Genomic DNA, 26082 nt, shown 5'->3' on the forward strand with positions numbered 1-26082 from the left:
TTACCCGGCATTTTTTCCATTTACTTTAGTATTTCCAGGCTATTTCAAATATCATCTTTTCAAATCAATTTGTATCGGAATAGCTCATGACTGAAGCACAAAGACATCAAATACTGCTGGATATGCTGGCACAGTTGGGCTTTGTTACCGTCGAAAACGTGATTGAGCGTCTGGGGATCTCCCCGGCGACAGCGCGCCGCGACATCAACAAGCTCGACGAAAGCGGGAAACTTAAAAAAGTGCGCAACGGCGCAGAGGCCATTACCCAACAGCGGCCCCGCTGGACGCCGATGAATCTGCACCAGGCGCAAAACCACGATGAAAAAGTACGCATCGCGAAAGCGGCGTCGCAGTTGGTGAACCCGGGTGAAAGCGTAGTGATTAACTGCGGCTCCACCGCTTTCCTGCTGGGGCGCGAAATGTGCGGGAAGCCGGTACAGATCATTACCAACTATCTGCCGCTGGCGAATTATCTGATCGATCAAGAGCATGAAAGCGTGATTATCATGGGGGGTCAGTATAATAAAAGCCAGTCGATTACCCTGAGCCCGCAGGGAAGTGAAAACAGTCTCTATGCGGGCCACTGGATGTTTACCAGCGGAAAGGGCTTAACCGCGGATGGCCTGTACAAGACCGATATGCTAACCGCCATGGCGGAACAAAAAATGCTCAGCGTCGTCGGGAAACTGGTCGCGCTGGTCGATAGCAGTAAAATTGGCGAGCGCGCGGGAATGCTGTTCAGCCGCGCCGATCAGATTGCTATGCTGATTACCGGCAAAAATGCCAATCCGCAGGTTTTGCAACAGCTTGAAGCCCAGGGTGTAAGCATACTCCGCGTTTAAAGATGCTGTCGGAAAAACGCTACCGTCGCCGACAACGCTTCTGGCGTAATGCGATGCCGCACGCCTGCGGCCCATAAACAGGTCACATGCTTATCCAGCTTCGCCGCGGCGAGTGCCTGCTGGAGCCGGAAGGTTTCGATAGCAGGCACCACGTCATCCTCCTGACCATGCCACAACAGAAGCGGCCTGTCGGCCAGTCGCTCTAACTGGTGTGTGACTTCCCATTCACGTAGCGGCGCGATGATATTGTCGAATTCCGCCTGCTGCGCCGGGTTCTGCGGGGATAACGGCGGGAAAAGCGTCCGGGCGAGCCCGGTAAAATAGCCCGACCCCATTAAACTGGCCCCGCATTTTACCTCCCGGTGACGCGTCATAATGCCCAGCGCCGTCATACCGCCCATGGATGCGCCGCCCACCGCTAACCGCCCGTCAAGTAGCCAATTTTCCGCCTGAATCGCCGCACGTAACGTCGTAAATTCCTGCATGTTTTGGTGCAGAATCTGCCAGAATCGGTGTATCCGTCCCTGTGAGTCGCCGCCGAAGCGAGCGCCATGCTCCGGCGCATCCGGCATGACTACCCGGAATCCTGCCTGTGCCAGGGCAACGGCAAAATAACTATAAACCAGGCTGGAGGAGGTGAAGCCATGATAGAACACCACACAGGGAAGCGGCACGGCGCGTTTCCCTTCCGGGAAGGCATGTAGTACGACGCCTCCGGCTAATTGTCGTGTTTCAATCGCTATCATTATTCTCTCCTTTTTATCCGGTATGCCACGGAGAAATACTTAACGCAAGTTTATGGATAGCGCAATAATTCATAATGTTTGAGAACTGGGTTACGCTTTCGCAACGTTTTCATTCGAAAATCGCGTGACAGGTAACACTTCGGGAACATTCCCCCTAAAGGGAAATCAATAAGGCATTACACTATGATTATCAGGAAACGAGATAGAGTTATGCGTCGGTTTGCTTCATTGATAGCAGCGCTGTTATTAAGCGCGTGTAGCGTGCTGCAGGGTACGCCGCAACCTGCGCCGCCTGTCGCCGATCACCCGCAGGAAATCCGTCGCGATCAAACGCAAGGACTACAGCGGATGGGGACCGTAAGCGCGCTGGTTCGGGGCTCCCCGGATGATGCTATAGATGAAATCAGAGCGAAAGCCGTCGCTGCGAAAGCCGATTATTACGTTATCTTAATGGTTGATGAAACGGTTGTAACCGGCCAGTGGTATTCACAAGCCATTTTGTATCGTCAATAACAGTAGATTGATTTTTAGTCAGTTTTACATTGCTTTGCGCCCCTATGCGTTTACCTGTGCACAATACACAAACAGGTTTACCGTGATGGAGCGTCCTGTTAAATGCGGGGTATGTAATAAGGAGCTGACGATGAAACAAGAACTTGCCTTATCCTCACTGCTGCTTTCTGCCGGACTGGTGAGTACGACGGCACAGTCTGCCGAATTCGCCAGTGCTGACTGCGTAACGGGTCTGAATGAAATCGGCCTGATCTCGGTCAGTAATATTGCAGGAAACCCACAGGATGTGGAGCGGATTATCGCCCTGAAAGCCGACGAACAGGGTGCGTCCTGGTACAGAATTATTCAAATGTATGAAGAACAACAGTCGGATAACTGGCGCGTACAGGCGATACTCTATGCCTGATGCCGCGTGGCTCGCGCCGGATGGCATGTACCACAGGCCAAACGTTACCGCAGTCCCCCGGTCGCCCTTAACAGTAAATCATTTTGCACCTGGGCAGACAGCGGCATTTCGCCGCGTGTATCCATCATCATCTGACACCACGCTTGCGCCAGCGGCGGCGAGGCATGACGCAGCATTTCCGCTCCGCATCCCAACAAGAAAAGCTGCTGCGTAATCTCTCTGCCCATTGCTTCGTCCGGTTTGCGTAAACGTTGCTGTAGCTGACGTACCGCGCGGTCGTAATGGCGATCCTGACCTTTGACTTCCGTAAAAACCTCACTCAATACGTCATAGAGGCCGTGTTGTTTTGTCATCACCCGCAGTACATCCAGACACATGATATTGCCGGAACCTTCCCAGATACTGTTCACCGGCATTTCACGGTACAGGCGCGGGAGTTCGCTCTCTTCGCAATACCCCATCCCGCCGAGAACCTCCATCGCCTCAGCCACAAAAGGGATTCCCTGCTTACAGATGGCGAATTTCGCCGCTGGCGTGAATAATCGCGCCCATAATGCCTCTTTCGCCTCGCGACGTTGCTCCCAGGCGCGCGCCAGCCGAAACAAAAGCGCCGTCTGCCCCTCCAGGCATAGCGCCATACGACTTAAGGTTTGTCGCATCAACGGTTGTTCGATCAGCGGCTTACCAAAAGCCTGACGCTGATGAGCATGGTAAATCGCGACTGAAAACGCGCGCCGCATTAAACCATGACTCCCGAGCGCGCAGTCAAGACGCGTCATACCGCCCATCTTTAAGATATGCCGAATCCCTTCGCCCTCTTCTCCCAGCCGCCAGCCGACGGCATCCTGAAACTCGACTTCGGCGCTGGCATTAGATCGATTACCGAGTTTATCTTTCAGGCGTTCAAGACGAACAGAGTTCCGTTGCCCGTCTGGCAGGAAACGCGGCACAAAGAAACAGGATAGTCCTCCTTTTGCCTGCGCCAGCACGAGGTGCGCATCGCTTTGCGGCACAGAGAAAAACCATTTATGTCCCACCAGCCGATATGAATCATCCGCCAGCCGCTCCGCGTGGGTCGTATTACTGAGTACGTCCGATCCGCCCTGCTTTTCCGTCATTCCCATGCCGATAAGCAGGCCCCGTTTTTGCCCGCCCGGCAGCAAATGCGAATCGTAGCGATCGCTGCGCAGCGGCACCAGCCAGTCATGGAAAGTGGCGGGAAGCATCTGCAATAGCAACGGTGTCGCGGCAAAGGTCATCGTGACAGGACAGAGTGTTCCCGCTTCTACCTGAGCATGTAATACAAAACGCGCCGCCCGGGCGACAAAACTTCCCGCCCTTGTCTCCTCCTCCCAGGCCAGGTTATGTACCCGATTAGCGCAAAGCCCCTGCATCAACAGGTGCCAGGCGGGGTGAAAGCGAACGTCATCCAAACGCTGTCCCTGGGGATCGTAACGCAGCAACTCAGGAGGATGCGCGTTCGCCAGACGCCCCAGTTCCAGTGATTCCGCCGTTCCCAGTTGTTGGCCAATGCTGGCGAGAAGATCGCTATCCCATCCCGCGCCTTCCCGGGAAACCGCTTCACACAGCGCGCCATCAGACAGGAATAAGTTACTGTTATTGAGCGGAGCAGGTTGATTAAAAACGGTATGTGTTTGCCAGGACATGGTGTCTCCCTCCTTCAATGGCGCTGACGTCAAGTATGGTCATGACTGCGCCATTGACGCCGGAGCAAGATCACAAAAGTATGATTAACCGGCAATATAATGTGGGACGAAACGGGAAGTGTCTTTAGTAATCAGCGTATTGTCCTCGCGAATCCCCATTCCGGAGGCTTCATCGTCAATGATCCAACTGCCAATCAGCGTATAGCTATCGCCAAAGCGCGGCAAAGGCTGAAACGCCTGGTAAATCATCGGCTCGTCAGCGTAGTCGCCGTCGGCATGATCGATAACATTTTGCCGCTCGTCGAAAATCGTGACGTTGCCGCCTTCACGTGAATAAATCGGCTTCCGTACGCTGCTTTCGCCTGGCGCTGCGAGCGATTTTTCGCCCTCAAACCAGGCCGGTAGCAGATTCGGATGGCCAGGGAAAAAGCGCCACAATAACGGCAACAGCCCTTTGTTACTCAGAATACTTTTCCACAATGGCTCAATCCATTGCTCACGCCGTTTTCGCAGTAGCGGGCCGTTGTCATCGCGCATCATCCATTCCAGCGGGTAGAGCTTAAAGGCGCGGCGAATCACGTTATCGTCCAGATCGGTCAGCACGCCGCCTACGCCAAGCCCCAGTTCTTCAATATAGATAAATCGCGTTTCCTGGCCCGCCTGCTGCGCGCAATCCTGAAGGTACAGCACCGTCGTACGATCTTCGTCGGTATCTTCACAACAGCAAAAGTAGAGCGGTTCCCGACTGTACAGCTCGCTGAAGCGGGCGATCAGCCGCTCCTGTATCGCGTTGTATTGATCGGCATCACGCGGAATGGCGCCGCTACGACGAGCATCCTCCAGCCATAGCCATTGAAAGTAGGAGGATTCATAGAGCGATGTCGGCGTATCCGCGTTGTATTCCAGCAATTTAACCGGATCTTTGCCGCACCAGACGAAATCCATCCGTCCGTAAAGCGAAGGATCGCGGCTGCGCCAACTTTCGGCGATGACATCCCAGTACAATGGCGGGATCGCCAACTGCTGCATGATCTGCTCATCCCGGACGGCCCGCTCGACAATCTCCAGACACATCTGATGAAGCTCTGCGGTCGGTTTTTCGATCTGTTCTTCAATTTGCCGTAATGTAAAACGGTAGGCCCGGCTTTCATCCCAGTAAATTTCGTTATCGATAACATGAAAGTCAAAACCGTGATCGCAGGCGATCTTATCCAGATCCCGGCGTACCGGTACGTTATGTCGTAGCATGGTTAGCCTCCCCAGTGCCCGCGGGCGCTGGAAGAACGGCCATAGCCGCCGCGGGAGACGGTGGACGCTTTCCGTGTGATATAACCAGGGCTGGTCGCGGTATCGCTTTTCCCGGTACCGCTGCGCCACGCATAATCGCCGGACGTGGTGCGCCAGACGGGACGGGAGGCGTAGGATGAACCGCCGCTGCTATAGATGTATTGTTCGTCACGGTTTTGACGAATCGCGCGGCTGAGCAAAAAGCCGCTTAATACCGGAACCCAACTCCGATCGGTGCTATCAAAGTAGCAATCGCCAAACTGCGACTGACAGCTCTCCTGCGTCAATTGCTTAGGCACATTCGCGTAAAATTCTGTTTTCGCATTATTCCAGCCGTCAGCGCAAACGCTGGCACTATTGCCATCGTCAATACAGTCGTTCACCGTGGCGTAAAACGTCCCATCGCCGTCGTTGTCAGTATTGCCGCCATCACCGCACCCTTTCAGGAGAAAAAAGGCCGCTCCGCCCATAATCGCCAGCGTCAGGCATTTTGGCGTGTAGCGATTTCGTTGCCGCTCAAAGGGATTAACCGGTTCGGCTATCCGTCTTATTGCCGAATGGCCTACGCCGGATGTTCTTCTGGATTTTCGTTTTTTTGCCATGATCTTCCGTTACCATGTCATACAGGCAGCGTTAAAAATACCGCCAGCCAGCGCTGCGGTTCCCATAAATAGCCCCGCCGCCACGTTGTGATGAATAATTTTTTCGCTCAGCGTAGGCATGTATAACCTTACGCAGCCATAAATCAGCAGTTGAATCACCAGCGCAATGCCGCCCCAGGCAAAATAGTCCGGGATGCTGACCGAGTTTATCGCCGCGCTGGATAAGGGGATGACATAGCCCAGCAACGTACCGCTAAAGGCCAGCGATGCCGCAGTATTGTTATTTTTTATCAACTGCCATTCATTATGCGGCGTTATCTTTGAGTAAATAAAAAGAAATGCGATGACCATTGCCGCGCCAATAAAAAAATAGGCGCAGAAAGCCAGTAATGCGTCCAGTATATGCATAATTGTCCTGTATGTGCTTAACCAATAACCGTCAGTGAGGTGAGCGGGATATCCACGCCGAGCGCGCGCGAAAACACCCATTCAGGCTCACCGCGTTCGTTAAATGATTCTTCCCCGTTCAATAGAAGATACTCCCAGGCGTCATCCGTCACCTGGCGCTGGAAGCCCATCGTAAAATTGTGAACGTCCCATTTCTCTGCCTGCTGATTTTCAACCTTTTCCAGCATGTAGACAGGTTCAATATTGCCCGGCTCTTCATGGTTAAAAAAGCGCTGCCAGCGCCGTTCTTGCCAGTTGAGCGTCATCGGCCCTATTGCCGCTGGCGCAATGGCTGAACGCCAGTGACGTTCCTCGTTAATACCGAAACTTTCCTCATATACAAAAAGTTTGATGTCATCAATGTCGTCAACATCCGTGCCGCCAGTGGTGTTAATTTGTAGAAACTCATCGCCAGAGGTGTAGTAGCGAAAAATCTGACTGCCGCCGCCTAAATCTATGCGACTCGCTGCCGCGACAGTGTATTTTTCACCCGGTAGCTCCACCAGCAACGACGACTCCAGTAGCCGGAATGCCAGCGTATCCAGCGTGAAACCGGCGTTAAGATGTAATCCTAATGGTCCGCGAATCGGCGCTGGCGCGCTTGTTTTACCGAGCAAACGCTGAAAAAATTGCATCATAGGGGAACCTCTATCTCTTGCCATGCGACCTCTTCAGCCAGAATGCGATTGTCGTTAGGCATAATGCCATTTGAGATCGCGCATTCATGTGCCGTCTCGTATGAAAGCGACGAGCTCAGCACGGTAGCGCGCTTTCGCGCTACCGATAACAAAGCAGATACTGCCCGATAAACAGGCCAGGTCAGTCTGGACAAATGACGCTGGCAGGTTTTGACCATCCACGTAAAGAGCATTATTCGCCTTGTTGACGCTGTAAACGCGCCAACACATCCTGAGCATTGCTTTTATTGGTTGCGCCAATGCCGGCCTGCGCCAGTTTTTCATCCAGGTCGCGTCCATCGGCGACTTTTTCCAGCTGCGCGGCGGCATCCAGCCGGGCCTGGCGTTCAGCCTGACGCGTTTGTAAACGTTTAAGCGACTCCGCCGCCGTAGACACATTCGACGCGGCTCCGACGGTCGAGGTCGTCACCGCCTGCTGGGCGCGCTGCATGGCTTCTGTCGCCTTAACCACTTCAAGTTGCTGCTCAAACTGCGCAATCCGCTGGCCTGTCGCCGTTACGGCCTTCTCCACCGCATCACGAGAGGCTTCCAGATTAGTCAGCACCTGTTCTTCGGCAAGAATGGCATTTTCCAGACGGGCTATTTCTTCCGCCACTTCGTTGAGTAAAGCGGCGTCGACATTCTTACTCATTGCCGCCAACGCCCGCGTTTCAAGGCTGGCTTTACGCTCACGTAAATCATTCAGCTTGTCATGGCTTAGCTTCACCCGCGCCAATAAATCCACTCTGGATTTACCCGCTTTATCCAGCTCGGCTTTTGCGTCGCGAATATGCTGCTCCAGCATACGTACACCCTGTGCTTCATCAATGGCTTCTTCTGCCTGAGCAACGAATGATTTACCTAACGTGAACAAACTTTTTAAAATTCCCATGTAAGCCGCCTGTATTATTCCTGTGAATAGACTTGTGTTATTTCAGCGATATCCAACGCATTTTCTACAAGCGTGGTGATTTCCAGCGTCACGTCGGCAAGCGACGAATTTAACGACAACGCGCCAAAAGCGACATAATATTCCTCCTGTTTTACCTGGGTAATACCGACCGAAGACAGCGGTAAAATCTTCTGATTTCTCAGCAAGAAAAGATTAAATTCCGCGGTATCTCTAATCGTATTTACCGGACAGATATAAGTCTCGATAACTATTTGTTGCGAGGTAAATAAAACCGCCAGTGGTAAATCGCCATAATCATTCATTTTTATTATTAATGAAGATTCATTATTTTGTATATCAATATTTAATTCAGCGATGTTGTTTAATGCATCCGCCAGCGTCCGTGGAGTCCATGCCATATTATTATCTCTATCTCTTTTTTATAAATAAAGGAAATTACAGGGTAGGTTTTGTTTTATATATTACCAGCCAAAGATAAAAAAAAACCATCCGATTATGGATGGTTTTTTCTTAAAAAATACTATTAGCATCAGGTGCGCTGGCGAACGGCTTCAAACAGACAAATCCCGGTCGCCACAGAGACATTCAGCGACGACACGCTACCGGCCATAGGAATGCTGATCAGCTCATCGCAGTGCTCACGGGTCAGACGACGCATACCTTCACCTTCAGCACCCATGACCAGCGCCATGCGGCCAGGCATTTTGCTCTGATACAGCGTATGGTCAGCCTCGCCCGCCGTCCCGACAATCCAGATATTCTCTTCCTGCAACATGCGCATCGTGCGCGCCAGGTTGGTGACGCGGATCAACGGCACGCTTTCCGCTGCGCCGCAGGCGACTTTCTTCGCCGTCGCGTTAAGTTGCGCGGAGCGGTCTTTCGGCACGATTACCGCATGTACGCCAGCGGCATCGGCGCTGCGCAGACAGGCGCCAAGATTATGCGGATCGGTGACGCCATCGAGGATCAACAAAAAGGGGCGATCGTGTAATGCGAGCAGATCCGGCAGATCGTTTTCCTGATACTGCCGGCCTGGTTTCACGCGAGCGATAATGCCCTGATGCACGGCACCGTCGCTTTTCTCGTCGAGATATTGGCGGTTTGCCAGCTGGATAACCACGCCCTGGGACTCAAGGGCGTGAATCAGCGGCAACAGACGTTTATCTTCACGGCCTTTTAAAATAAAGACTTCCTGAAAACGTTCAGGGGCGCGCTCCAGCAGGGCCTGCACTGCGTGGATGCCGTAAATCATTTCGCTCATTAATGTACTCATTGTTTACGTTTTGCCGGGGGCGCTACGCTTGCCCGGCCTACAGATAATTCACCCTCTTCTGTTTGAAGAGGGTGTTGCTCACTCTGCCGCTTTTTTCTTCGCCGCACGCTTCGCTTTGGTCGCTGCGGCTATTTTCTGCGTTTTAGCCGATGGCTTTTTTGCTTTTCTCGCGTCTTTCTTCGCTGCTTTCGGCTTCGCTTTTTTCTCGCCGCGGAAGGCGCTATCAGGCTCGAAGTTAACTTTTTTACCTACCTGACGACGTTTACCGGCGTTTTTACTTTCACCTTTTTTCGCTTTTTCACGCGCCGTTTTGCCGACGTTACGCGGTGCGCGCTCGCTGGAGATCAGGCTAAAGTCAATTTTCCGTTCGTCCATATTCACCGCTTCGACGCGTACCTCGACCCGGTCGCCCAGGCGATATGTCTGCCCGCCGGACTCGCCAATCAGACGTTGCCCTACCTGATCGAAGCGATAGTAATCGTTATCCAGTGAGGAAACGTGTACCAGCCCATCGATAAACAGTTCATCAAGACGGACAAAGAAGCCGAAACCGGTGACACTGGCAATCACGCCCTTAAAGACGTTGCCTACCTGATCCAGCATAAAGTCACATTTCAGCCAGTCGGAGACATCACGCGTCGCTTCATCAGCGCGGCGTTCCGCCATCGAACAGTGTTGGCCGAGCTGCAACATCTCTTCCATCGAGTAGTGATAACCGCCCGTTTCTGTGGTGTTGCCCTTGTTCCCTTGCTCTTTCGCCAACAGGTACTTAATGGCGCGGTGCAAAGAAAGATCCGGATAGCGGCGAATCGGCGAGGTAAAGTGCGCATAAGACTGCAACGCCAGGCCAAAGTGCCCGCGGTTTTCCGGATCGTAAATCGCCTGCTTCATTGAACGCAGCAGCATAGTTTGCAGCATTTCGGCGTCCGGCCGGTCGGCAATCGATTCAAGCAGTTCGGCATAATCGCGCGGTTCCGGTTTGTTTCCGCCCGGCAGCTCCAACCCCAGCTCCGCCAGTACGGAGCGGAATGAGGTGATCGCTTCGGTGGTGGGCTTATCATGAATACGGAATAGCGCCGGCTCTTTAGCTTTTTCGACAAAGCGCGCCGCCGAGATATTCGCCATGATCATGCACTCTTCGATAAGCTTATGCGCGTCATTACGCTGGGTCTGTTCGATACGCTCAATGCGACGCTCGGCGTTGAAGATAAACTTCGCCTCTTCGCTCTCAAACGAGATCCCCCCGCGCTCTTCACGCGCTTTATCCAGCACTTTGTAGAGGTTGTGCAGCTCTTCAATATGCTTCACCAGCGGCGCATATTGTTCACGCAGATCCTGATCGCCCTGCAGCATATGCCAGACTTTGGTATAGGTCAGACGCGCATGGGAGCTCATCACCGCTTCATAGAATTTGTAGCCGGTCAGCCGACCTTTCGCCGAGATGGTCATTTCACAGACCATACACAGCCTGTCAACCTGCGGGTTTAGCGAACACAGGCCGTTGGAGAGCACCTCCGGCAACATTGGGACAACCTGTGACGGGAAGTAAACCGACGTGCCGCGATTGCGCGCCTCGCGATCCAGCGGCGTTGGCGGCCGTACATAATAGCTCACGTCAGCAATAGCGACCCACAAACGCCAGCCGCCGCCGCGTTTTTTCTCACAGTAAACCGCGTCGTCAAAGTCACGGGCATCTTCGCCATCAATCGTGACCAGCGGCAAATCGCGCAGATCGACACGACCGACTTTCGCCTCTTCCGGCACCTCTTCTTTCAGCCCGGCGACCTGCTGCTCTACCGCCTGCGGCCAGATGTAAGGTATTTCATGGGTACGCAGCGCCATATCAACCGCCATACCGGTGCCCATATTGTCGCCCAGCACTTCGACGATTTTCCCTACCGCTTTAGTACGGCGAGTTGGACGTTGGGTCAGTTCAACCACGACCACGAACCCCATCCGCGCGCCCATGACGTCTTCTGGCGGGATAAGAATGTCGAAGCTGAGACGGCTGTCGTCCGGCACTACAAAGCCGACGCCCGCATCGGTGAAATAACGCCCGACTATCTGACTGGTTTTCGGTACCAGTACACGGACGATACGCGCTTCGCGGCGACCTTTACGATCGGCGCCCAGCGGCTGCGCCAGCACCTGATCGCCGTGAATACAGGTTTTCATCTGCTCGCTGGAAAGATACAGATCGTCTTTGCGGCCTTCGACACGTAAGAAACCGTAACCGTCACGATGACCGATCACGGTGCCTTTCAGCAGGTCGAGGCGTTCCGGCAGCGCATAGCACTGGCGACGGGTAAAGACCAGTTGTCCGTCGCGTTCCATCGCGCGCAGGCGGCGACGCAAGGCTTCAAGCTGCTCTTCGCCTTCAATATTCAGTTCTACGGCCAGTTCTTCGCGACTGGCCGGTTTTTCACGTTTCGTTAAATGTTCGAGGATAAATTCCCGGCTCGGGATAGGATTCGCGTATTTTTCTGCTTCGCGTTCCTGGAAAGGATCTTGTGACATTGAGGTTCCTCCATTGTCATCTCTAATGAAGTTTACTTCACTCCACCAGTAATAATTTATAAAGCGGTTGATTCTCTTCAACCAAATCGGCAAGCGTGTAGTTATCCAGCTCCTTGAGAAAACTCTGCACGGCCTTAGAAAGCGCCTGTTTCAGACGACAGGCAGGGGTGATGTGGCAAAATTCGCTGCTACAGTTGACCAGTGATAAGGGTTCCAGCTCACGCACCACATCGCCAATACAAATAGTATTAGCCGGTTTACCCAGGCGGATACCGCCATTTTTTCCCCGAACGGCGGTGACAAAGCCCGCCCGGCTAAGCTGATTGATAATTTTGACCATATGATTACGGGACACGCCGTAGACTTCTGTCACCTCAGAAATGCTGGTCATTCGTCCATCTGGTAACGACGCCATATAGATTAGCGCACGTAAGCCGTAATCGGTGAAACTCGTTAACTGCACATCAACCTCAGGAAAAGGGAAAACGGGATATAACTTATCTGTATTGATGATAAACCAGCCACCTGTCAGGCTGCTAATTTATTTCGGTTCAGGAAGGAAAAAAGCGGGGAACAATGACGCATTTGAGCCGAAGGATGATGCAAAGCATCTTATCCGGCCAACAAATGCGTACTCATCATAGACCCGGTAAGCGTAGCGTTACCGGGCATCATCCATCAATTACGCGTCGAACGGATCGCGCAGAATCATCGTCTCAGTACGATCGGGGCCGGTAGAAATAATATCAATCGGCACGCCGGTCAGTTCTTCAATACGCTTGATGTAGTTCAGCGCCGCCTGCGGCAGACCGCTACGATCTTTCACGCCGAAGGTGGATTCAGACCAGCCCGGCATAGTTTCGTAAATCGGCTCTACACCTTTCCAGTCGTCAGCTGCCAGCGGAGTGGTAGTCACTTCGCGGCCATCCGGCATACGATAAGCCACGCAGAGTTTCACCTCTTTCAGGCCATCCAGCACGTCCAGTTTGGTCAGGCAGAAGCCAGACAGGGAGTTCAGCTGTACCGCACGACGCACGGCAACGGTGTCCAGCCAGCCGGTACGACGACGACGGCCGGTAGTGGCGCCGTATTCGTTACCCTGCTTGCAGAGGAACTCGCCGGTTTCATCAAACAGCTCAGTCGGGAACGGACCTGCACCTACACGAGTGGAGTAAGCTTTGAGGATACCCAGAACGTAATCAACATAACGCGGGCCCAGGCCGGAACCGGTCGCCACGCCACCTGCAGTGGTGTTAGAAGAAGTTACGTACGGATAAGTACCGTGGTCGATATCCAGCAGGGTACCCTGCGCACCTTCAAACATGACGAAATCGCCACGCTGACGCGCCTGGTCGAGCAGGTCCGAAACGTCAACAACCATAGAAGTCAGGATGTCGGCAACAGCCATCGTATCATCCAGAACTTTCTGGTAATCAACCGCTTCAACTTTGTAGTAGTTAACCAACTGGAAGTTGTGATATTCCATCACTTCTTTCAGTTTTTCAGCGAAGGTTTCTTTGTCGAAAAGGTCACCAACACGCAGACCGCGACGTGCCACTTTATCTTCATAAGCAGGCCCGATTCCACGACCGGTGGTGCCGATCGCTTTCGCGCCACGCGCTTTCTCACGCGCGTTATCCAGCGCAACGTGATAATCAAGGATCAGCGGACAGGCTTCAGACAGCAGCAGACGCTCACGAACGGGGATGCCACGGTCTTCCAGTTCTTTCATCTCTTTCATCAGCGCGCTCGGAGACAGCACAACACCGTTACCGATGATGCTGGTTACATTCTCGCGAAGAATACCTGATGGAATAAGATGGAGAACGGTTTTTTCACCGTTGATTACGAGAGTATGGCCTGCGTTGTGACCGCCCTGGTAGCGTACAACATATTTAGCCCGTTCAGTCAGAAGATCGACGATCTTTCCTTTACCTTCGTCACCCCATTGGGTGCCCAGTACGACGACGTTGTTACCCATTTTTCAAAATCACCGTTTGCTTAAAAATGGATTCTACCATCGCTTTTTCAGATATACAGCACTTTTTGCACTCAATCTGCGGCAAATCCGACCACTTTTTGCTCAGCCAATCGTTTTCCTCAACATGTAGTAGACCACAACTCCCGCGACCACAAGTCCGCCGCCAAAACGACGTAAAACATTTTCCGGCAGTTGCGCCAGTGCCGAAACCATTTTTTTCCATGCGCCGGGATACAGCATCGGTCCCAGCCCTTCGAGGACTAATACCAGAGCAAGCGCCAACCAGATTGTTGAATTCATTTATCGCCCTTATAAAAGAAAACCACCGGCATCCTTTGGATGCGGTGGTTTTGCTGGTCTAAAACCGCTGACGCTATTTTAGCGTGTCGTCGAACTCGGTGTCTTCATGTAGCGGAAGAAATCGCTGTCCGGGCTCAGTACCATCACGTCCTGATTACCTTCGAAGCTCTTCTCGTAAGCGCGCAGACTACGAATGAACGCGTAGAAATCAGGGTCCTGACTGAACGCGTCGGCAAACAGCTTCGCGGCTTCAGCATCACCTTCACCACGCATGATACGCCCCTGACGCTCGGCTTCCGCCAGAGTTTTCGTCACCTCATAGTCAGCAGCCGCACGCAGTTTTTCCGCTTCTTCCTGACCTTGTGAGCGATGACGACGCGCGACCGCTTCACGCTCGGCGCGCATACGGTTGTAAATCGCCTCAGAAACCTCGGTCGGCAGGTTGATCTGCTTAATACGCACATCGACCACTTCGATACCCAACGCCGCCATACTGTTCGGGTTGATGACCGGTACTTTACCTTTGGTTTCCGCCGTGACGCGTTCCGCCGCTTCGGCAATCGCGTCATCCGCCGCCGGGGTCGCCACTTCATCATCGGTACCGGCTGAACCGGAGTTCAGCGCGTCGCGCACCTCCAGAGTCAGACGACCACGAGAATCGGTCACGATGTCTTTTACGTCCAGGCGACCAATCTCAGAACGCAAACGGTCCGAGAATTTACGTTTTAACAGCACTTCGGCTTGCGAAATATCGCCGCCGCCGGTCGCCAGATAGTAACGGCTAAAGTCGCTGATACGCCATTTGATGTAGGAGTCGACAATCAGGTCTTTCTTCTCTTTAGTCACAAAGCGATCGGCCTGGTTATCCATCGTCTGGATACGCGCATCAAGCATTTTCACTGATTCAATAAACGGGATCTTAAAGTGCAGACCCGGCGCGTAAACCAGCGGTTTGTTCTCATCGTCACGCAGAACTTTACCAAAACGCAGCGTAATGCCGCGCTCGCCCTCTTTGACCACAAAGACGGACATGTAGAGCACTACCAGCACGATGATGATAATCGCAATAACTGACTTACGCATCGTTATTCCCCCTGACGCTGGTAGTCGTTACGCTGCGCATTCGCGCGGCGTTGGTCCATAATATCGCCCTGATTTGAGGACGACGTGTTGCTTGCTCCGCTGGCGTTAGACTTTGTGGACGGCGGCAGGCGCAGCAGGTTGCTGGCGCTATTGTCGCTCTTTGCCGCCGGCGCATTCCCGCCTTTCAGCATCTGATCTAACGGCAGCACCATTAAATTACCGCTCTTGTCGTTAACCAGTACTTTACGGGTATGGCTCAGCACTTTTTCCATCGTTTCAATATACAGACGCTCGCGTGTAATCTGCGGCGCGGCTTTATATTCCGGCAAAATCTTCGCAAACCGGGCGACTTCACCCTGCGCTTCCAGGATAGTCTGGGTTTTATAGGCGCGCGCCTCTTCCAGAATACGCTGCGCCTGACCGTTGGCGCGCGGCTGAACTTCGTTGGTATACGCTTCCGCTTCACGAATGTACTGCTGCTCGTTTTCACGTGCGGCAATCGCGTCGTCAAAGGCGGCTTTCACCTCTTCCGGCGGACGCGCAGCCTGGAAGTTCACGTCCAGCAGGGTAATCCCCATGTTGTACGGTTTGATAGTCTCTTCCAGCTCGCGTTGGGTATCGCTACGAATAACGGTACGGCCTTCGGTCAGGATGCGATCCATCGTGTATTTACCAATGACGCCACGCAGCGCGCTGTCGGTGGCCTGACGCAGGCTATCGTCCGGGCTGGTCACGCTAAACAGATATTTCTGCGGATCGGTGACGCGGTATTGCACGTTCATTTCAACGCGCACGACGTTTTCATCAGACGTCAGCATCACGCCTGACGCCGCCAGTTCGCGCACCGCTTCGACGTTCACCGGCGTGACGTCGTCAATAAATGTCGGCTTCCAGTTCAGACCTGGCTCTACCAGATGGCTGAATTTACCAAAACGCGTCACAACGCCACGCTCGGCTTCTTTAATGGTATAAAAACCGCTGGCCGCCCAGATAATGACTACTGCCGCCGCGGCGATGGCGACAATACGGCCTCCCAGTTGCGGACGCGGGCCTTGCGATGAGCTACCGCCGCCGGAACCGGTGCCTTTACCGCCCCCAAAACCACCGAGTTTTTTACTCAGCTTACGGAAGATATCATCCAGATCGGGAGGTCCCTGATCGCGGCCACCTTTGTTTCCATTTCCCCCAGAGTTGCTGCCAGGTTTGCTGCTTCCCCACGGGTCGCGGTCCTGTCCGTTATTACCGGGCTGATTCCACGCCATGTTTGTGCTCCATATTTGTTATGCGGTGATCCCCGTTGTCTTTCGACCTCAGAGGATAAGGCGAAATTACTCCATGCTTCAGACGAACCGCCGTTACAGACATCATCTTTCAGGCTGCGTCTTGAGTGGCGGCTTTTTTACCCCAGGTCACTTAGTTGTGAGCTCCTGAGATTCTCTCAGCTACCGCCTCAATACGACCTGAATGACTTCGCGTCTAGATCACGTATTCGATCAACGCCGGTTCTTGTTTACAGAGGCGACGCCAGTCGACAATCGGCATTCGTACCTGCAGACTGACGCTACCGTCTTCCTCCATCCACTCTTTTTCTATTGCCTGAAGCTGATAAAACCGGCTTCTCAGACGCCCTTCCTGCGGCGGCAAACGCAGCGTATGCTGCGCCACCTCGCCGGAAAGACGCTCCGTCAAAGCCTGAAAAAGCTGTGGTATCCCCACGCCGCTTTGCGCTGAAAGCCAAACGCGGATGGGTTTATTCTCTTCATCTCTGTCGATACGCGGTTCAAAGTCGTCCAGCATATCGATTTTGTTCATCACCATTAAGGTGGGGATTTCGTGAGCGTCAATCTCTTCAAGAACGGTGTTTACCGCCTCGATGTTTTCCTGCACGCGAACATCCGCCGCATCGACCACATGCAGCAGCAGCGTCGCCTGACGCGTCTCCTGCAGGGTAGCTTTAAAGGCAGCCACCAGATCGTGCGGTAAATGGCGGATAAAGCCTACCGTATCCGCCAGAACGGTTTCACCGACATCCGCTACATCAATACGACGTAAGGTCGGGTCCAGCGTCGCAAATAGCTGATCTGCCGCATAGACCCGCGCTTCAGTGATCTGATTAAAAAGGGTGGATTTTCCGGCGTTGGTATAGCCCACCAGCGATACCGTCGGAACGTCGGCCTTGATGCGCGACTGCCGCCCCTGCTCACGTTGCTTCTCAACCTTCTCCAGGCGCGACTGAATCTGCACAATGCGATTACGCAGTAAACGACGGTCGGTTTCGAGCTGGGTTTCACCCGGACCGCGCAAACCAATCCCGCCTTTCTGACGTTCAAGGTGGGTCCAGCCACGCACCAGACGCGTAGCCAGATGGCGTAGCTGCGCCAGCTCAACCTGCAACTTACCTTCGTGGGTTCGCGCACGTTGGGCAAAAATATCTAAGATAAGACCGGTGCGATCGATAACCCGGCACTCGCACAAACGCTCCAGGTTTCGCTCCTGGGCTGGACTCAATGCATGATCAAACAATACGACCGCTGCGCCAGTCGCTTTCACGGCTTCCGCAATTTCAACTGCCTTACCTTCACCTACAAAGTACTTCGGGTGCGGTGCTTTACGGCTACCGGTAATCACCTGCATTGCTTCGACACCGGCGGAAGAGACCAGAGATTCAAACTCCTGGAGGTCTTCCATATCTTTGTCTTGCGAAAAATAGATGTGTACCAGTACCGCCTGCTCACCGGCATCATAACGGTCAAACAAGCGTAAACCCTCTTAATAACCAGCGGGGGCGATTATCCGACGCCCCCGACATGGATAAACAGCGCGTGAACTTATTCAGTCTCTTCGCTGTCCTGTTGCGCAGTAGAACCCTGCGCGTTGCTACCGTGATGGTAGTTATTGCTGGCGCCGCCACCGGCATTGTTGCTGTGATGGGAAACCGGGCGAGACGGGACAACAGTAGAAATCGCGTGCTTATAAACCATCTGGCTGACCGTGTTCTTCAACAGGATCACGAACTGATCAAAGGACTCGATTTGACCTTGCAGCTTAATACCATTCACCAAATAAATAGAAACTGGAACACGTTCCCGACGCAATGCGTTCAGGAACGGATCTTGTAAAGATTGCCCCTTAGCCATTCTCTTTTCCTTATATGCTTATTTGTACTTTGAACCTTTCGATTCTGAAAAATTGCGCACGATACGTCTCAATTGTACACATTCAGTCTGCGATAGCACCAACAACCTGTAATACTTCTTTTCGCGCCCGATCGGGATTCTCACTGTCAAGCCAGCGCACCCCTTCCCAACCGCGCAACCAGGTCATCTGGCGCTTCGCCAACTGTCTCGTGGCGCAAACACCTCTATAAACCATTTCATCATATGAGATTTCGCCCTCAATGTATGACCACATCTGGCGGTATCCCACACAACGGATGGAAGGCAAGTCCGTATGCAAATCTCCTCGGGCAAAAAGCGCCCGGACTTCTGCTTCAAAACCTGAAGCCAACATCTGATGAAAACGCAGTTCAATGCGCTGATGGAGCAGTTCACGGCTCGCCGGGGCGATAGCGAACTGATGCACCTGGTACGGTAGCGCGTCTCCTGACGTTTGCGTTAGCTCCGTTAAAGTTTTACCCGAAATGAAAAAAACTTCCAGTGCCCGGGAAAGTCTTTGCGGATCATTTGGATGAATTCGCGCGGCGGCAACCGGATCTATCTCCTGAAGTTGCTGATGCAACGCCTCCCATCCAAGCTCCGCTGCTTGCTGCTCTATCCGGGATCTGACTTCCGGATCTGCTGAAGGCAGCGGCGATAACCCTTCCAGCAATGCCTTAAAATACAGCATGGTACCGCCCACTAACAGCGGGATACGCCCCGCAGCGGTGATCTCCGCCATTTGCGCTAACGCGTCGCGGCGAAAATCCGCCGCCGAATACGCCTGCGACGGGTCGCGTATATCCAGCAGTCGATGCGGCGCCGCTTTCAGCTCATCGGCATTCGGCTTAGCCGTGCCAATATCCATTCCCCGATAAATGAGGGCGGAATCAACGCTTATCAACTCTACTGGCAAAACTTTACGCAGTTCTATCGCCAGCGCCGTTTTGCCGGAGGCCGTCGGCCCCATCAAAAATATCGCCTTAGGCAGGCTCGCCTTGCTTACATCATTCATGCTTCAGGGCGTTCATCGCCGAATGTAAATCAACAGGTTGTAACAGGCCACCCGGCGGCGCTTTTACCAGCTGCGGACATAGCCGCTCAACATCCGCCAGCAGCGATATGGCCTGCGCCATCGACCACTGCGGATGTTCACTCTGCACATTACGCGCTATCCATTGTGCAATATTGGCCGTTGCAAATGTGGTCTGTTGCGCCAGGTAGCCTATCAGTTCAGGAATCAAGATTTGTAAATTTTGTTGTCGTAAGGGTAAAGGCACCGCCCGAATGGTCACATGCTGCGCATCTGACTGAAATTCAATACCCAATTCTCCCAACAAAGATTGGGCTTTTTGCAGCGCGGCTTTTTCATCGGCGCTCACTTTTAAACGCAGCGGAATCAGCAACGGCTGCGCGCAAACCGGACTTTGACCCGGTGTAAGCTGCGCCTGACGCAGCCAACGCTCCGCAACCGGCAGCGACAAGAGCTGGATAGTCCCCGCGTGTTCCAGCAACGCGCAGTCACCGCCGACTATCGTCAGTACGCGACCAAAACTCTGGCTATGTCCGTCAAGCGCAACCGCAACCGGCTCCGGCGCGGGGCTCGTCGCCGGCGTCTGTAAAAGCGCGCGATAAATCTCGCCCTGCTGCTTCTGATAACCTGGCTGCGCGTGCGGCCAACCACCTGCGGACTGACGCCCGCCGTTACCGCCCGATGCGCCGCCGGAATAACGCGGTGTCGCGGGCTCGCGCGCCGCAGTTGGCTCGGCGGGTACAGCAAAATGGTTGCGCCCCGCGGCGATACGGTTTTCCGGGACATGCCGCGGCGCTGGCGCAATGTCCTCAAGCGGCAGCGTCGTTTCCGTCTGCTGTTGCAGAACGCTCAGCACCCCTTGATAGATGAAGTCGTGCACCAGCCGGGATTGATGAAAACGCACTTCGTGCTTGGCGGGATGGACATTGACATCCACCTGATGCGGGTCAATCTCCAGATACAGCACAAACGCAGGCTGTTGGTCCGCGCCCAGTTTATCTTCACAGGCCTGGCGAATGGCATGGTTGATCAAGCGGTCGCGCATCATGCGGCCATTCACATAACAGTACTGGATCTCCGTTAACGCCGTGGTGGTGTGATTCGGATCGGCGACCCAGCCGCGCAGGGTCAGATCGCCATGCTGCCACTCGATCGCCAATGCCTGTTCGAGAAACGGCGTCCCGCAGATGGCGCCTAACCGGCGCTCTTTTTGCCCGTCCTTTGCGACAGCGCGATACTGCCGTACCAATTTGCCGTTGTGCGACAGGTTAAGCGTGACGTCAAAACGGGCCAATGCAATACGACGGATGATCTCATCGATGTGATTAAATTCCGTTTTTTCGGTACGCATGAATTTGCGCCGGGCGGGCGTATTATAAAAGAGATCCAGAACTTCCAGGGTGGTGCCGACCGGGTGCGCGGCGGGTTTTACCGTCACGTCCATGTCGCGCCCTTCCGCATACGCCTGCCAGGCTTCCGCCTGCTCCGCCGTGCGCGACGTTAGCGTCAAACGCGAGACCGAACTGATACTGGCCAGCGCTTCGCCGCGAAATCCCAGACTGATAATCGCTTCCAGATCGTCAAGCGAGGCGATTTTACTGGTGGCATGACGGGCCAGCGCCAGCGCCAGCTCCTCTTTTTTAATGCCGCAGCCATTGTCGCGAATACGAATAAGCTTCGCGCCGCCACGCTCGATATCGATATCAACGCGGGTAGCGCCTGCATCCAGACTATTCTCTACCAGCTCTTTAACAACCGACGCAGGGCGTTCCACCACTTCGCCAGCGGCGATTTGGTTCGCAAGCTGCGGCGGCAGAACCTGAATCGGCATGAAATCTCCTTAATTCGCGGCGGTTATGGCGCCAGGCTGGTTGGTACTGGCCGTCTGGCCTGGGCCGCCCTGCGGCGCAGACTGGATCGGATGCGCTGCAAAGTACTTACGCAACCCCCGGTATATAGCGTCAGCAATCTGCTGCTGATAACGGTCGCTCGCCAGCAATCGCTCTTCGCCGTGATTACTGATAAAGCCCGTCTCCACCAAAATGGACGGGATATCCGGCGAACGCAACACGCCCAGGCTAGCGTGTTCCGGGCGACGTTTATGCAGCGACCCCACGCCGTCGAGTTGGCTTAGCACGTTCGTCGCCACATCATACCCTACCCGCTGCGAATGACCGAATTGCAAATCCAGTACCGCCTGGCTCAGATAAGGGTCTGACTGACTGTTCGCCAGCACATCGCCAGCGCCGCCTAACAGTTCGGATTGCTTCTCATGCTGCTCAAGCCAGTTTGCCATTTCGCTGTTCGCGCGACGATTGGACAATACCCAGACGGAGGCGCCGGTGGCGTCGCGATTTGGCGCGGCATCCGCATGAATAGAGACAAGGAAGTTGGCGTTTTGCTTACGCGCCACGTCAGACCGCCCCATCACCGAAATAAAATAGTCGCCGTCACGCGTCAGCACGCCTTTAAACATCGGATCGTTATTCAGCAATGTGCGTAACTTACGCGCGATGGCGATGGTGACATTTTTCTCGCGCGTACCGCCCGGGCCTATCGCGCCGGGGTCCTGGCCTCCATGTCCGGCATCAATAGCAATCACCACTTTATCGCCAGCGCCTGCCGACGCGCGCGCCGCAGGCCGCGTAACGGTATTGCTGCTGGTTACGCCGGTCAGGCGATCATCAGAAGATTTAAACGGATTACGGGCAGGCTCCGTCGGGCGGGGCGCGCTTTCAACCCGTTTCGCGACGACAGGCGGTGGCGGCGGCGGAACATCGGCATTAATGGTGAAAATGACCGTATAGTTGCCGCCGTTTTGCCGCTTCACCGCCTCGGTTTTACCATTTTCCGTCAGATCGACAAGCAACCGTAAAGATTGCGCATCTTTCGGCGTTCCGGCACGGATCGTTTTCACCAGATTGTTACCGCTAAACTGAAGCGGCAGCCCCTGAATCACGCCGGTCTGCCTGATATCCAGCGCCACAGTCCGTTTACCGTCCTGTGAGTAAGCATATTCCGGCTCGCCGATAAAACTCAGCGTAATGCGCGCCTGCTGCTCGCCGTTGGACACCTGAATATCAGAGAGACTGGCGGCGCCCGCCTGCGCGCACAGCAGGATTAAGGCTGCTATTACGGCATTTTTGATGCGATAAATCATCCCGCCACCTTTATAGCTAATCGGCTAAACGCGCCAGTAACGAATGACCCGATGAGGATACCGCGCTTACGCGAGCCTCACGCCCCTGCGCCTGGTAATCAATATGGATTTCGACGTCCGGGTCGGGGAGAACGCCTTTACCTTGTTGCGGCCACTCCACCAGACAAATGGCGTCGTTGGCGAAATAATCGCGAATGCCCATAAACTCCAGCTCCTCCGGATCCGCAAGACGGTATAAGTCGAAGTGATATACCATCATGTTATCAAGCGCATAAGGCTCTACCAGCGTATAGGTGGGGCTTTTTACATTACCGTTATGGCCTAACGCCTGTAAAAATCCCCGGCTAAACGTCGTTTTACCGGCACCTAAATCGCCATACAGATAAATAACGGTCGCGCCATCGCAGGCGTTGGCTACCCGTTGCCCCAGGTCTAGCGTCGCCTGTTCGTCAGGTAGCGGAATTACTCGATTCATCATGGTTTACGTCAATCACATCAGGGTTAACAATACGCCGCAGCGTAGTAAAAAGATCGGTCGCCAACATGCCGCGAGCGCCATAACGCGCTGCCAGTAAGTCCGCCGCCGCGCCGTGAGCCACACATCCCACACATGCCGCATCATACGGGGTAAACTTCTGTCCGAGCAATGCGCCGATGATGCCGGACAGGACATCGCCCATCCCGCCGCTCGCCATCCCCGCATTACCAGCGTCAATGATAGCCAGAGGGTGGTGTTCAGCGGCGATAATCGTTCCTGCGCCTTTTAACACGACCACGCCTCCGTACCGTTTTACCAGACGCTGCGCTGAAAGTAAGCGATCACTTTCAATTTCTGCCACAGAACATCCTAACAGGCGGGCAGCCTCTCCCGGATGCGGCGTAATCACGCGATTGTGACGTTTATCAGGATTGATTGCCAGTAGGTTCAACGCATCCGCATCCCACAGCATAGGTTTACGGACGTTTTCTACTTTCTGTAAGGCTTTTTTGCCCCATTCCTGCTGCCCAAGCCCCGGGCCGATCACCACAACGTCAGCCCAGGTCAGGCTCTCTTCCAGCGACTGAGGCGTGAGTTCATGTACCATCAGTTCCGGGCGGGCCGTCAGCAACGGCGCGATGTTTTCACCGCGAGTCAGAACTCTGACCAACCCAGCCCCCGTACGCAGCGCCGCCTCGCCAGCCATCCGAATTGCGCCCGCTGTTCCCTGGTCGCCGCCAATAATCGCCAGACGACCATGATCGCCCTTATGCGAGGTCGGTCGACGCGGCGTTAGCCATTGCCCCAACTGCGTCGCGTCAAAACGCCGGAGCGGCGGCGTCTGGCTCGCCAGCCAGCCTTCCAGTCCCAACGCGTCATAATGCAATATGCCGGTAACGTCACGCGCTTTGCCGGTCAGCAGGCCTGGTTTCAGGGCGATAAACGTGACCGTATGCGCGGCGCTTATCACCGCGCCAGGCGTGGCGCCCGTTTGCGCCAGCAGGCCTGACGGGATATCGACGGCGACAACCGGCGCAGGATGGGCGTTCGCCTGTTCAATCAGACCGGCTACCGGGTCGCGCGGCGCCTGGGCTATGCCGGTGCCAAGCAGCGCGTCGATAATCAGATCCGTCGCTTCCGGCCAGATAATATCGGCAGCATGGATAATGCCGCCGGCATTCAGCCAGGCATCGCGCGCCTGCGCCGCTTCTTCAGGCAACGGTTTGTCGCTCTCCTGCGCCAGCAACGTTACGCTAATGCCCGCCGCTTGCGCTAGTCGCGCCACGACGTAACCATCGCCGCCGTTGTTGCCATGACCACACAACACCAGCCAGTGTCGGGTGTCAGGATAACTGTCACGGGCTACCCGAAATGCCGCGTCGCCAGCGCGCAGCATCAATTCATAGAGTGTGAGTCCGAAGGCATCCGCCGCATCGCGTTCCAGCCGTTTGATGTCATCGGCGGGCCAAATGGAGTGTGGTATACTTACAGGGTTTTTCTTCATGTTATGGTCCATCATGTCAAAGCCCCTCGATCTCAATCAGTTAGCGCAAAATATTAAGCAGTGGGGGCTGGAGCTGGGCTTTCAGCAGGTCGGTATTACTGATACCGATCTGCGCGCATCCGAACCTGCGCTGCAGGCGTGGCTGGACAAACAATACCACGGCGAGATGGCATGGATGGCGCGCCACGGTATGATGCGCGCCCGGCCTCATGAACTCTTACCCGGTACGCTACGTGTCATCAGCGTGCGCATGAACTATCTGCCCGCCAACGCCGCGTTTGCCAGTACGTTGAAGGATCCCACGCTGGGCTACGTTAGCCGATATGCGCTGGGGCGTGATTATCACAAGCTGTTGCGCAGCCGCCTTAAAAAACTGGGCGAGCAGATCCAGCAGTACTGCGGTTCGCTGAATTTTAGACCGTTTGTCGACTCTGCGCCTATTCTTGAACGCCCATTAGCGGAAAAAGCCGGACTTGGCTGGACGGGTAAGCACTCACTTATCCTTAATCGGGAGGCCGGCTCATTCTTTTTCCTGGGGGAATTGCTGATTGATTTACCGCTACCGGTCGACCAGCCGGTCGAGGAAGGTTGCGGCAAATGCGTCGCCTGTATGACCATTTGCCCGACCGGGGCGATTGTCGAACCGTATACGGTGGACGCGCGGCGCTGTATTTCTTATCTCACCATTGAGCTGGAAGGCGCTATTCCGGAAGCATTTCGCCCACTGATAGGCAACCGTATTTACGGCTGCGATGACTGCCAGCTTATCTGTCCGTGGAATCGTTACTCTCAGTTGACCGACGAAGCAGATTTTAGCCCACGCAAGGCGCTGCATAACCCAGATTTGCTTGAGTTGTTTAGCTGGAGCGAAGCGCAGTTTCTGAAAGTCACTGAAGGTTCTGCGATTCGGCGCATTGGCCATTTACGCTGGCTGCGCAATGTTGCCGTCGCGCTGGGGAATGCGCCGTGGAGTAATGCCGTCATTACGGCGCTGGAAAGCCGCAAGGGTGAGCATCCACTTCTTGATGAGCATATCGAATGGGCGATTGCGCAACAAATTGAAAAGCGCAACGCCTGCATCATTGAAGTGCAGCTACCGAAAAAACAGCGTCTGGTCAGGGTGATTGAAAAAGGGCTGGTGCGCGATGCCTGAATTATTCACAGGCTGTGTATAAAAATAAAAACACATTGCGATTCAAGAGGGAAAAAAGGAACAGACAATAACGCTAACGTTTTGAAATCTTATTTTTTCTATATTTTTCAGTAAATTATAGAAATTCTACGCGTCAGGTATAATTTTTTGCATTCCAGGAGTAATGGGCCGCCCTGTGGATAAGTCTGTTTACAAGGATCTGACGAAAGCGGAACAAAACGTGCCCCAACGCGATATTCGTTGTGGATAATTTTACTGTAGATAAGAATTGGAGCGGGAAACGAGACTCGAACTCGCGACCCCGACCTTGGCAAGGTCGTGCTCTACCAACTGAGCTATTCCCGC

The 26082-nt window shown here is 54.1% G+C and carries 26 protein-coding genes, 1 tRNA gene and 1 pseudogene; 4 read left to right on the forward strand and 24 right to left on the reverse strand.

Going from position 1 to position 26082, the window contains the following annotated elements; translation table 11 throughout:
- Positions 1-86: 86 nt before the first annotated feature.
- Positions 87-842: an HTH-type transcriptional regulator UlaR gene (ulaR, locus tag NAZ64_RS14280; RefSeq protein WP_000133620.1), complete on the forward strand. Its 756-nt coding sequence runs from the start codon at positions 87-89 to the stop codon at positions 840-842.
- On the opposite strand, the gene yjfP is transcribed toward ulaR, so the two are convergent.
- A complete protein-coding gene (gene yjfP / locus NAZ64_RS14285; RefSeq protein ID WP_000560303.1) occupies positions 839-1588 on the reverse strand; it encodes an esterase in 750 nt (249 codons plus the stop codon). The genes ulaR and yjfP overlap by 4 nt on opposite strands.
- A 183-nt stretch (positions 1589-1771) precedes the next feature.
- Between yjfP and bsmA the strand changes: the two genes are divergently transcribed.
- Both bsmA and yjfN read left to right on the forward strand, forming a co-directional pair.
- Positions 1772-2101, forward strand: coding sequence for a biofilm peroxide resistance protein BsmA (gene bsmA / locus NAZ64_RS14290; protein WP_000586836.1), 330 nt, complete (start codon positions 1772-1774; stop codon positions 2099-2101).
- Between the two features lie 130 nt (positions 2102-2231).
- Positions 2232-2507, forward strand: coding sequence for a DUF1471 family protease activator YjfN (gene yjfN, locus NAZ64_RS14295; protein WP_001542902.1), 276 nt, complete (start codon positions 2232-2234; stop codon positions 2505-2507).
- A 44-nt stretch (positions 2508-2551) separates the two neighbouring features.
- On the opposite strand, the gene NAZ64_RS14300 is transcribed toward yjfN, so the two are convergent.
- From NAZ64_RS14300 to nnr, 22 genes and pseudogenes are all read right to left on the reverse strand, one after another.
- Positions 2552-4174 (reverse strand): isovaleryl-CoA dehydrogenase, encoded by a 1623-nt coding sequence (locus NAZ64_RS14300; protein WP_483640970.1) that lies wholly within the window; start codon positions 4172-4174, stop codon positions 2552-2554.
- Positions 4175-4258: 84 nt separating this feature from the next.
- A complete protein-coding gene (locus tag NAZ64_RS14305; protein WP_000943942.1) occupies positions 4259-5422 on the reverse strand; it encodes a glutathionylspermidine synthase family protein in 1164 nt (387 codons plus the stop codon).
- Positions 5423-5424: 2 nt separating this feature from the next.
- Positions 5425-6063: a DUF1190 domain-containing protein gene (locus NAZ64_RS14310; protein ID WP_001085585.1), complete on the reverse strand. Its 639-nt coding sequence runs from the start codon at positions 6061-6063 to the stop codon at positions 5425-5427.
- A 9-nt stretch (positions 6064-6072) separates the two neighbouring features.
- Positions 6073-6471, reverse strand: a complete 399-nt coding sequence (locus tag NAZ64_RS14315; RefSeq protein WP_000547736.1) for a DUF350 domain-containing protein — start codon at positions 6469-6471, stop codon at positions 6073-6075.
- A gap of 17 nt (positions 6472-6488) precedes the next feature.
- Entirely contained in the window at positions 6489-7172 is a 684-nt protein-coding gene (locus NAZ64_RS14320) for a YjfK family protein (RefSeq protein WP_000090294.1), read from the reverse strand.
- A gap of 121 nt (positions 7173-7293) precedes the next feature.
- Positions 7294-7381: pseudogene (locus tag NAZ64_RS14325) on the reverse strand (hypothetical protein); the annotation flags it as partial.
- Complete coding sequence (locus NAZ64_RS14330) at positions 7381-8079, reverse strand: PspA/IM30 family protein (RefSeq protein ID WP_000511981.1); 699 nt, start codon at positions 8077-8079, stop codon at positions 7381-7383. The pseudogene NAZ64_RS14325 and the gene NAZ64_RS14330, both read right to left, overlap by 1 nt.
- A gap of 14 nt (positions 8080-8093) precedes the next feature.
- The gene (locus NAZ64_RS14335) at positions 8094-8498 is read right to left on the reverse strand and encodes a YjfI family protein (protein WP_220569466.1); all 405 of its coding nucleotides are present in this window, start codon (positions 8496-8498) and stop codon (positions 8094-8096) included.
- A gap of 131 nt (positions 8499-8629) precedes the next feature.
- Positions 8630-9361 (reverse strand): 23S rRNA (guanosine(2251)-2'-O)-methyltransferase RlmB, encoded by a 732-nt coding sequence (rlmB, locus tag NAZ64_RS14340; protein WP_079900334.1) that lies wholly within the window; start codon positions 9359-9361, stop codon positions 8630-8632.
- Between the two features lie 90 nt (positions 9362-9451).
- Positions 9452-11890, reverse strand: coding sequence for a ribonuclease R (gene rnr, locus NAZ64_RS14345; protein WP_000076357.1), 2439 nt, complete (start codon positions 11888-11890; stop codon positions 9452-9454).
- A 37-nt stretch (positions 11891-11927) separates the two neighbouring features.
- Entirely contained in the window at positions 11928-12353 is a 426-nt protein-coding gene (gene nsrR / locus NAZ64_RS14350; protein ID WP_001177632.1) for a nitric oxide-sensing transcriptional repressor NsrR, read from the reverse strand.
- A gap of 219 nt (positions 12354-12572) precedes the next feature.
- Positions 12573-13871, reverse strand: coding sequence for an adenylosuccinate synthase (purA, locus tag NAZ64_RS14355; RefSeq protein ID WP_000527976.1), 1299 nt, complete (start codon positions 13869-13871; stop codon positions 12573-12575).
- Between the two features lie 102 nt (positions 13872-13973).
- On the reverse strand, positions 13974-14171 hold the full coding sequence (locus NAZ64_RS14360) for a DUF2065 domain-containing protein (protein ID WP_001089290.1): 198 nt from the start codon (positions 14169-14171) through the stop codon (positions 13974-13976).
- A 78-nt stretch (positions 14172-14249) separates the two neighbouring features.
- Positions 14250-15254, reverse strand: coding sequence for a protease modulator HflC (gene hflC / locus NAZ64_RS14365; protein WP_001232417.1), 1005 nt, complete (start codon positions 15252-15254; stop codon positions 14250-14252).
- A gap of 2 nt (positions 15255-15256) precedes the next feature.
- Positions 15257-16516 (reverse strand): FtsH protease activity modulator HflK, encoded by a 1260-nt coding sequence (hflK, locus tag NAZ64_RS14370; protein WP_000312505.1) that lies wholly within the window; start codon positions 16514-16516, stop codon positions 15257-15259.
- A 214-nt stretch (positions 16517-16730) separates the two neighbouring features.
- Complete coding sequence (gene hflX, locus NAZ64_RS14375) at positions 16731-18011, reverse strand: ribosome rescue GTPase HflX (protein ID WP_000460338.1); 1281 nt, start codon at positions 18009-18011, stop codon at positions 16731-16733.
- A gap of 71 nt (positions 18012-18082) precedes the next feature.
- The gene (gene hfq, locus NAZ64_RS14380) at positions 18083-18391 is read right to left on the reverse strand and encodes an RNA chaperone Hfq (protein WP_001051875.1); all 309 of its coding nucleotides are present in this window, start codon (positions 18389-18391) and stop codon (positions 18083-18085) included.
- Positions 18392-18473: 82 nt separating this feature from the next.
- The gene (gene miaA, locus NAZ64_RS14385) at positions 18474-19424 is read right to left on the reverse strand and encodes a tRNA (adenosine(37)-N6)-dimethylallyltransferase MiaA (RefSeq protein ID WP_001000734.1); all 951 of its coding nucleotides are present in this window, start codon (positions 19422-19424) and stop codon (positions 18474-18476) included.
- Positions 19417-21273 (reverse strand): DNA mismatch repair endonuclease MutL, encoded by a 1857-nt coding sequence (gene mutL, locus NAZ64_RS14390; RefSeq protein ID WP_220569467.1) that lies wholly within the window; start codon positions 21271-21273, stop codon positions 19417-19419. Before mutL ends, miaA begins: the two co-directional genes overlap by 8 nt.
- Positions 21274-21282: 9 nt before the next feature.
- A complete protein-coding gene (amiB, locus tag NAZ64_RS14395) occupies positions 21283-22602 on the reverse strand; it encodes an N-acetylmuramoyl-L-alanine amidase AmiB (protein ID WP_000640362.1) in 1320 nt (439 codons plus the stop codon).
- A 16-nt stretch (positions 22603-22618) separates the two neighbouring features.
- Entirely contained in the window at positions 22619-23080 is a 462-nt protein-coding gene (gene tsaE, locus NAZ64_RS14400) for a tRNA (adenosine(37)-N6)-threonylcarbamoyltransferase complex ATPase subunit type 1 TsaE (protein WP_000981984.1), read from the reverse strand.
- Entirely contained in the window at positions 23052-24599 is a 1548-nt protein-coding gene (nnr, locus tag NAZ64_RS14405; RefSeq protein ID WP_000968675.1) for a bifunctional ADP-dependent NAD(P)H-hydrate dehydratase/NAD(P)H-hydrate epimerase, read from the reverse strand. The genes tsaE and nnr overlap by 29 nt, the downstream gene beginning before the upstream one ends.
- On the opposite strand from nnr, the gene queG reads away from it, so the two are divergent.
- The gene (gene queG / locus NAZ64_RS14410) at positions 24598-25737 is read left to right on the forward strand and encodes a tRNA epoxyqueuosine(34) reductase QueG (RefSeq protein ID WP_001670426.1); all 1140 of its coding nucleotides are present in this window, start codon (positions 24598-24600) and stop codon (positions 25735-25737) included. The genes nnr and queG overlap by 2 nt on opposite strands.
- Before the next feature lie 269 nt (positions 25738-26006).
- Here the strand turns inward: queG and NAZ64_RS14415 are convergent.
- Positions 26007-26082: transfer RNA gene (locus NAZ64_RS14415), tRNA-Gly, on the reverse strand.

The sequence above is a fragment of the Salmonella sp. A1325 genome (genome assembly GCF_056991255.1).

Excerpts from the sequence above, each read along its gene's own strand:
- ulaR (WP_000133620.1), top strand. The coding sequence starts at position 87 with ATGACTGAAGCACAAAGACATCAAATACTGCTGGATATGCTGGCACAG.
- yjfP (WP_000560303.1), bottom strand. The coding sequence starts at position 1,588 with ATGATAGCGATTGAAACACGACAATTAGCCGGAGGCGTCGTACTACAT.
- bsmA (WP_000586836.1), top strand. The coding sequence starts at position 1,772 with ATGATTATCAGGAAACGAGATAGAGTTATGCGTCGGTTTGCTTCATTG.
- yjfN (WP_001542902.1), top strand. The coding sequence starts at position 2,232 with ATGAAACAAGAACTTGCCTTATCCTCACTGCTGCTTTCTGCCGGACTG.
- NAZ64_RS14300 (WP_483640970.1), bottom strand. The coding sequence starts at position 4,174 with ATGTCCTGGCAAACACATACCGTTTTTAATCAACCTGCTCCGCTCAAT.
- NAZ64_RS14305 (WP_000943942.1), bottom strand. The coding sequence starts at position 5,422 with ATGCTACGACATAACGTACCGGTACGCCGGGATCTGGATAAGATCGCC.
- NAZ64_RS14310 (WP_001085585.1), bottom strand. The coding sequence starts at position 6,063 with ATGGCAAAAAAACGAAAATCCAGAAGAACATCCGGCGTAGGCCATTCG.
- NAZ64_RS14315 (WP_000547736.1), bottom strand. The coding sequence starts at position 6,471 with ATGCATATACTGGACGCATTACTGGCTTTCTGCGCCTATTTTTTTATT.
- NAZ64_RS14320 (WP_000090294.1), bottom strand. The coding sequence starts at position 7,172 with ATGGCAAGAGATAGAGGTTCCCCTATGATGCAATTTTTTCAGCGTTTG.
- NAZ64_RS14330 (WP_000511981.1), bottom strand. The coding sequence starts at position 8,079 with ATGGGAATTTTAAAAAGTTTGTTCACGTTAGGTAAATCATTCGTTGCT.
- NAZ64_RS14335 (WP_220569466.1), bottom strand. The coding sequence starts at position 8,498 with ATGGCATGGACTCCACGGACGCTGGCGGATGCATTAAACAACATCGCT.
- rlmB (WP_079900334.1), bottom strand. The coding sequence starts at position 9,361 with ATGAGCGAAATGATTTACGGCATCCACGCAGTGCAGGCCCTGCTGGAG.
- rnr (WP_000076357.1), bottom strand. The coding sequence starts at position 11,890 with ATGTCACAAGATCCTTTCCAGGAACGCGAAGCAGAAAAATACGCGAAT.
- purA (WP_000527976.1), bottom strand. The coding sequence starts at position 13,871 with ATGGGTAACAACGTCGTCGTACTGGGCACCCAATGGGGTGACGAAGGT.
- NAZ64_RS14360 (WP_001089290.1), bottom strand. The coding sequence starts at position 14,171 with ATGAATTCAACAATCTGGTTGGCGCTTGCTCTGGTATTAGTCCTCGAA.
- hflC (WP_001232417.1), bottom strand. The coding sequence starts at position 15,254 with ATGCGTAAGTCAGTTATTGCGATTATCATCATCGTGCTGGTAGTGCTC.
- hflK (WP_000312505.1), bottom strand. The coding sequence starts at position 16,516 with ATGGCGTGGAATCAGCCCGGTAATAACGGACAGGACCGCGACCCGTGG.
- hfq (WP_001051875.1), bottom strand. The coding sequence starts at position 18,391 with ATGGCTAAGGGGCAATCTTTACAAGATCCGTTCCTGAACGCATTGCGT.
- miaA (WP_001000734.1), bottom strand. The coding sequence starts at position 19,424 with ATGAATGATGTAAGCAAGGCGAGCCTGCCTAAGGCGATATTTTTGATG.
- mutL (WP_220569467.1), bottom strand. The coding sequence starts at position 21,273 with ATGCCGATTCAGGTTCTGCCGCCGCAGCTTGCGAACCAAATCGCCGCT.
- amiB (WP_000640362.1), bottom strand. The coding sequence starts at position 22,602 with ATGATTTATCGCATCAAAAATGCCGTAATAGCAGCCTTAATCCTGCTG.
- tsaE (WP_000981984.1), bottom strand. The coding sequence starts at position 23,080 with ATGATGAATCGAGTAATTCCGCTACCTGACGAACAGGCGACGCTAGAC.
- queG (WP_001670426.1), top strand. The coding sequence starts at position 24,598 with ATGTCAAAGCCCCTCGATCTCAATCAGTTAGCGCAAAATATTAAGCAG.
- nnr (WP_000968675.1), bottom strand. The coding sequence starts at position 24,599 with ATGATGGACCATAACATGAAGAAAAACCCTGTAAGTATACCACACTCC.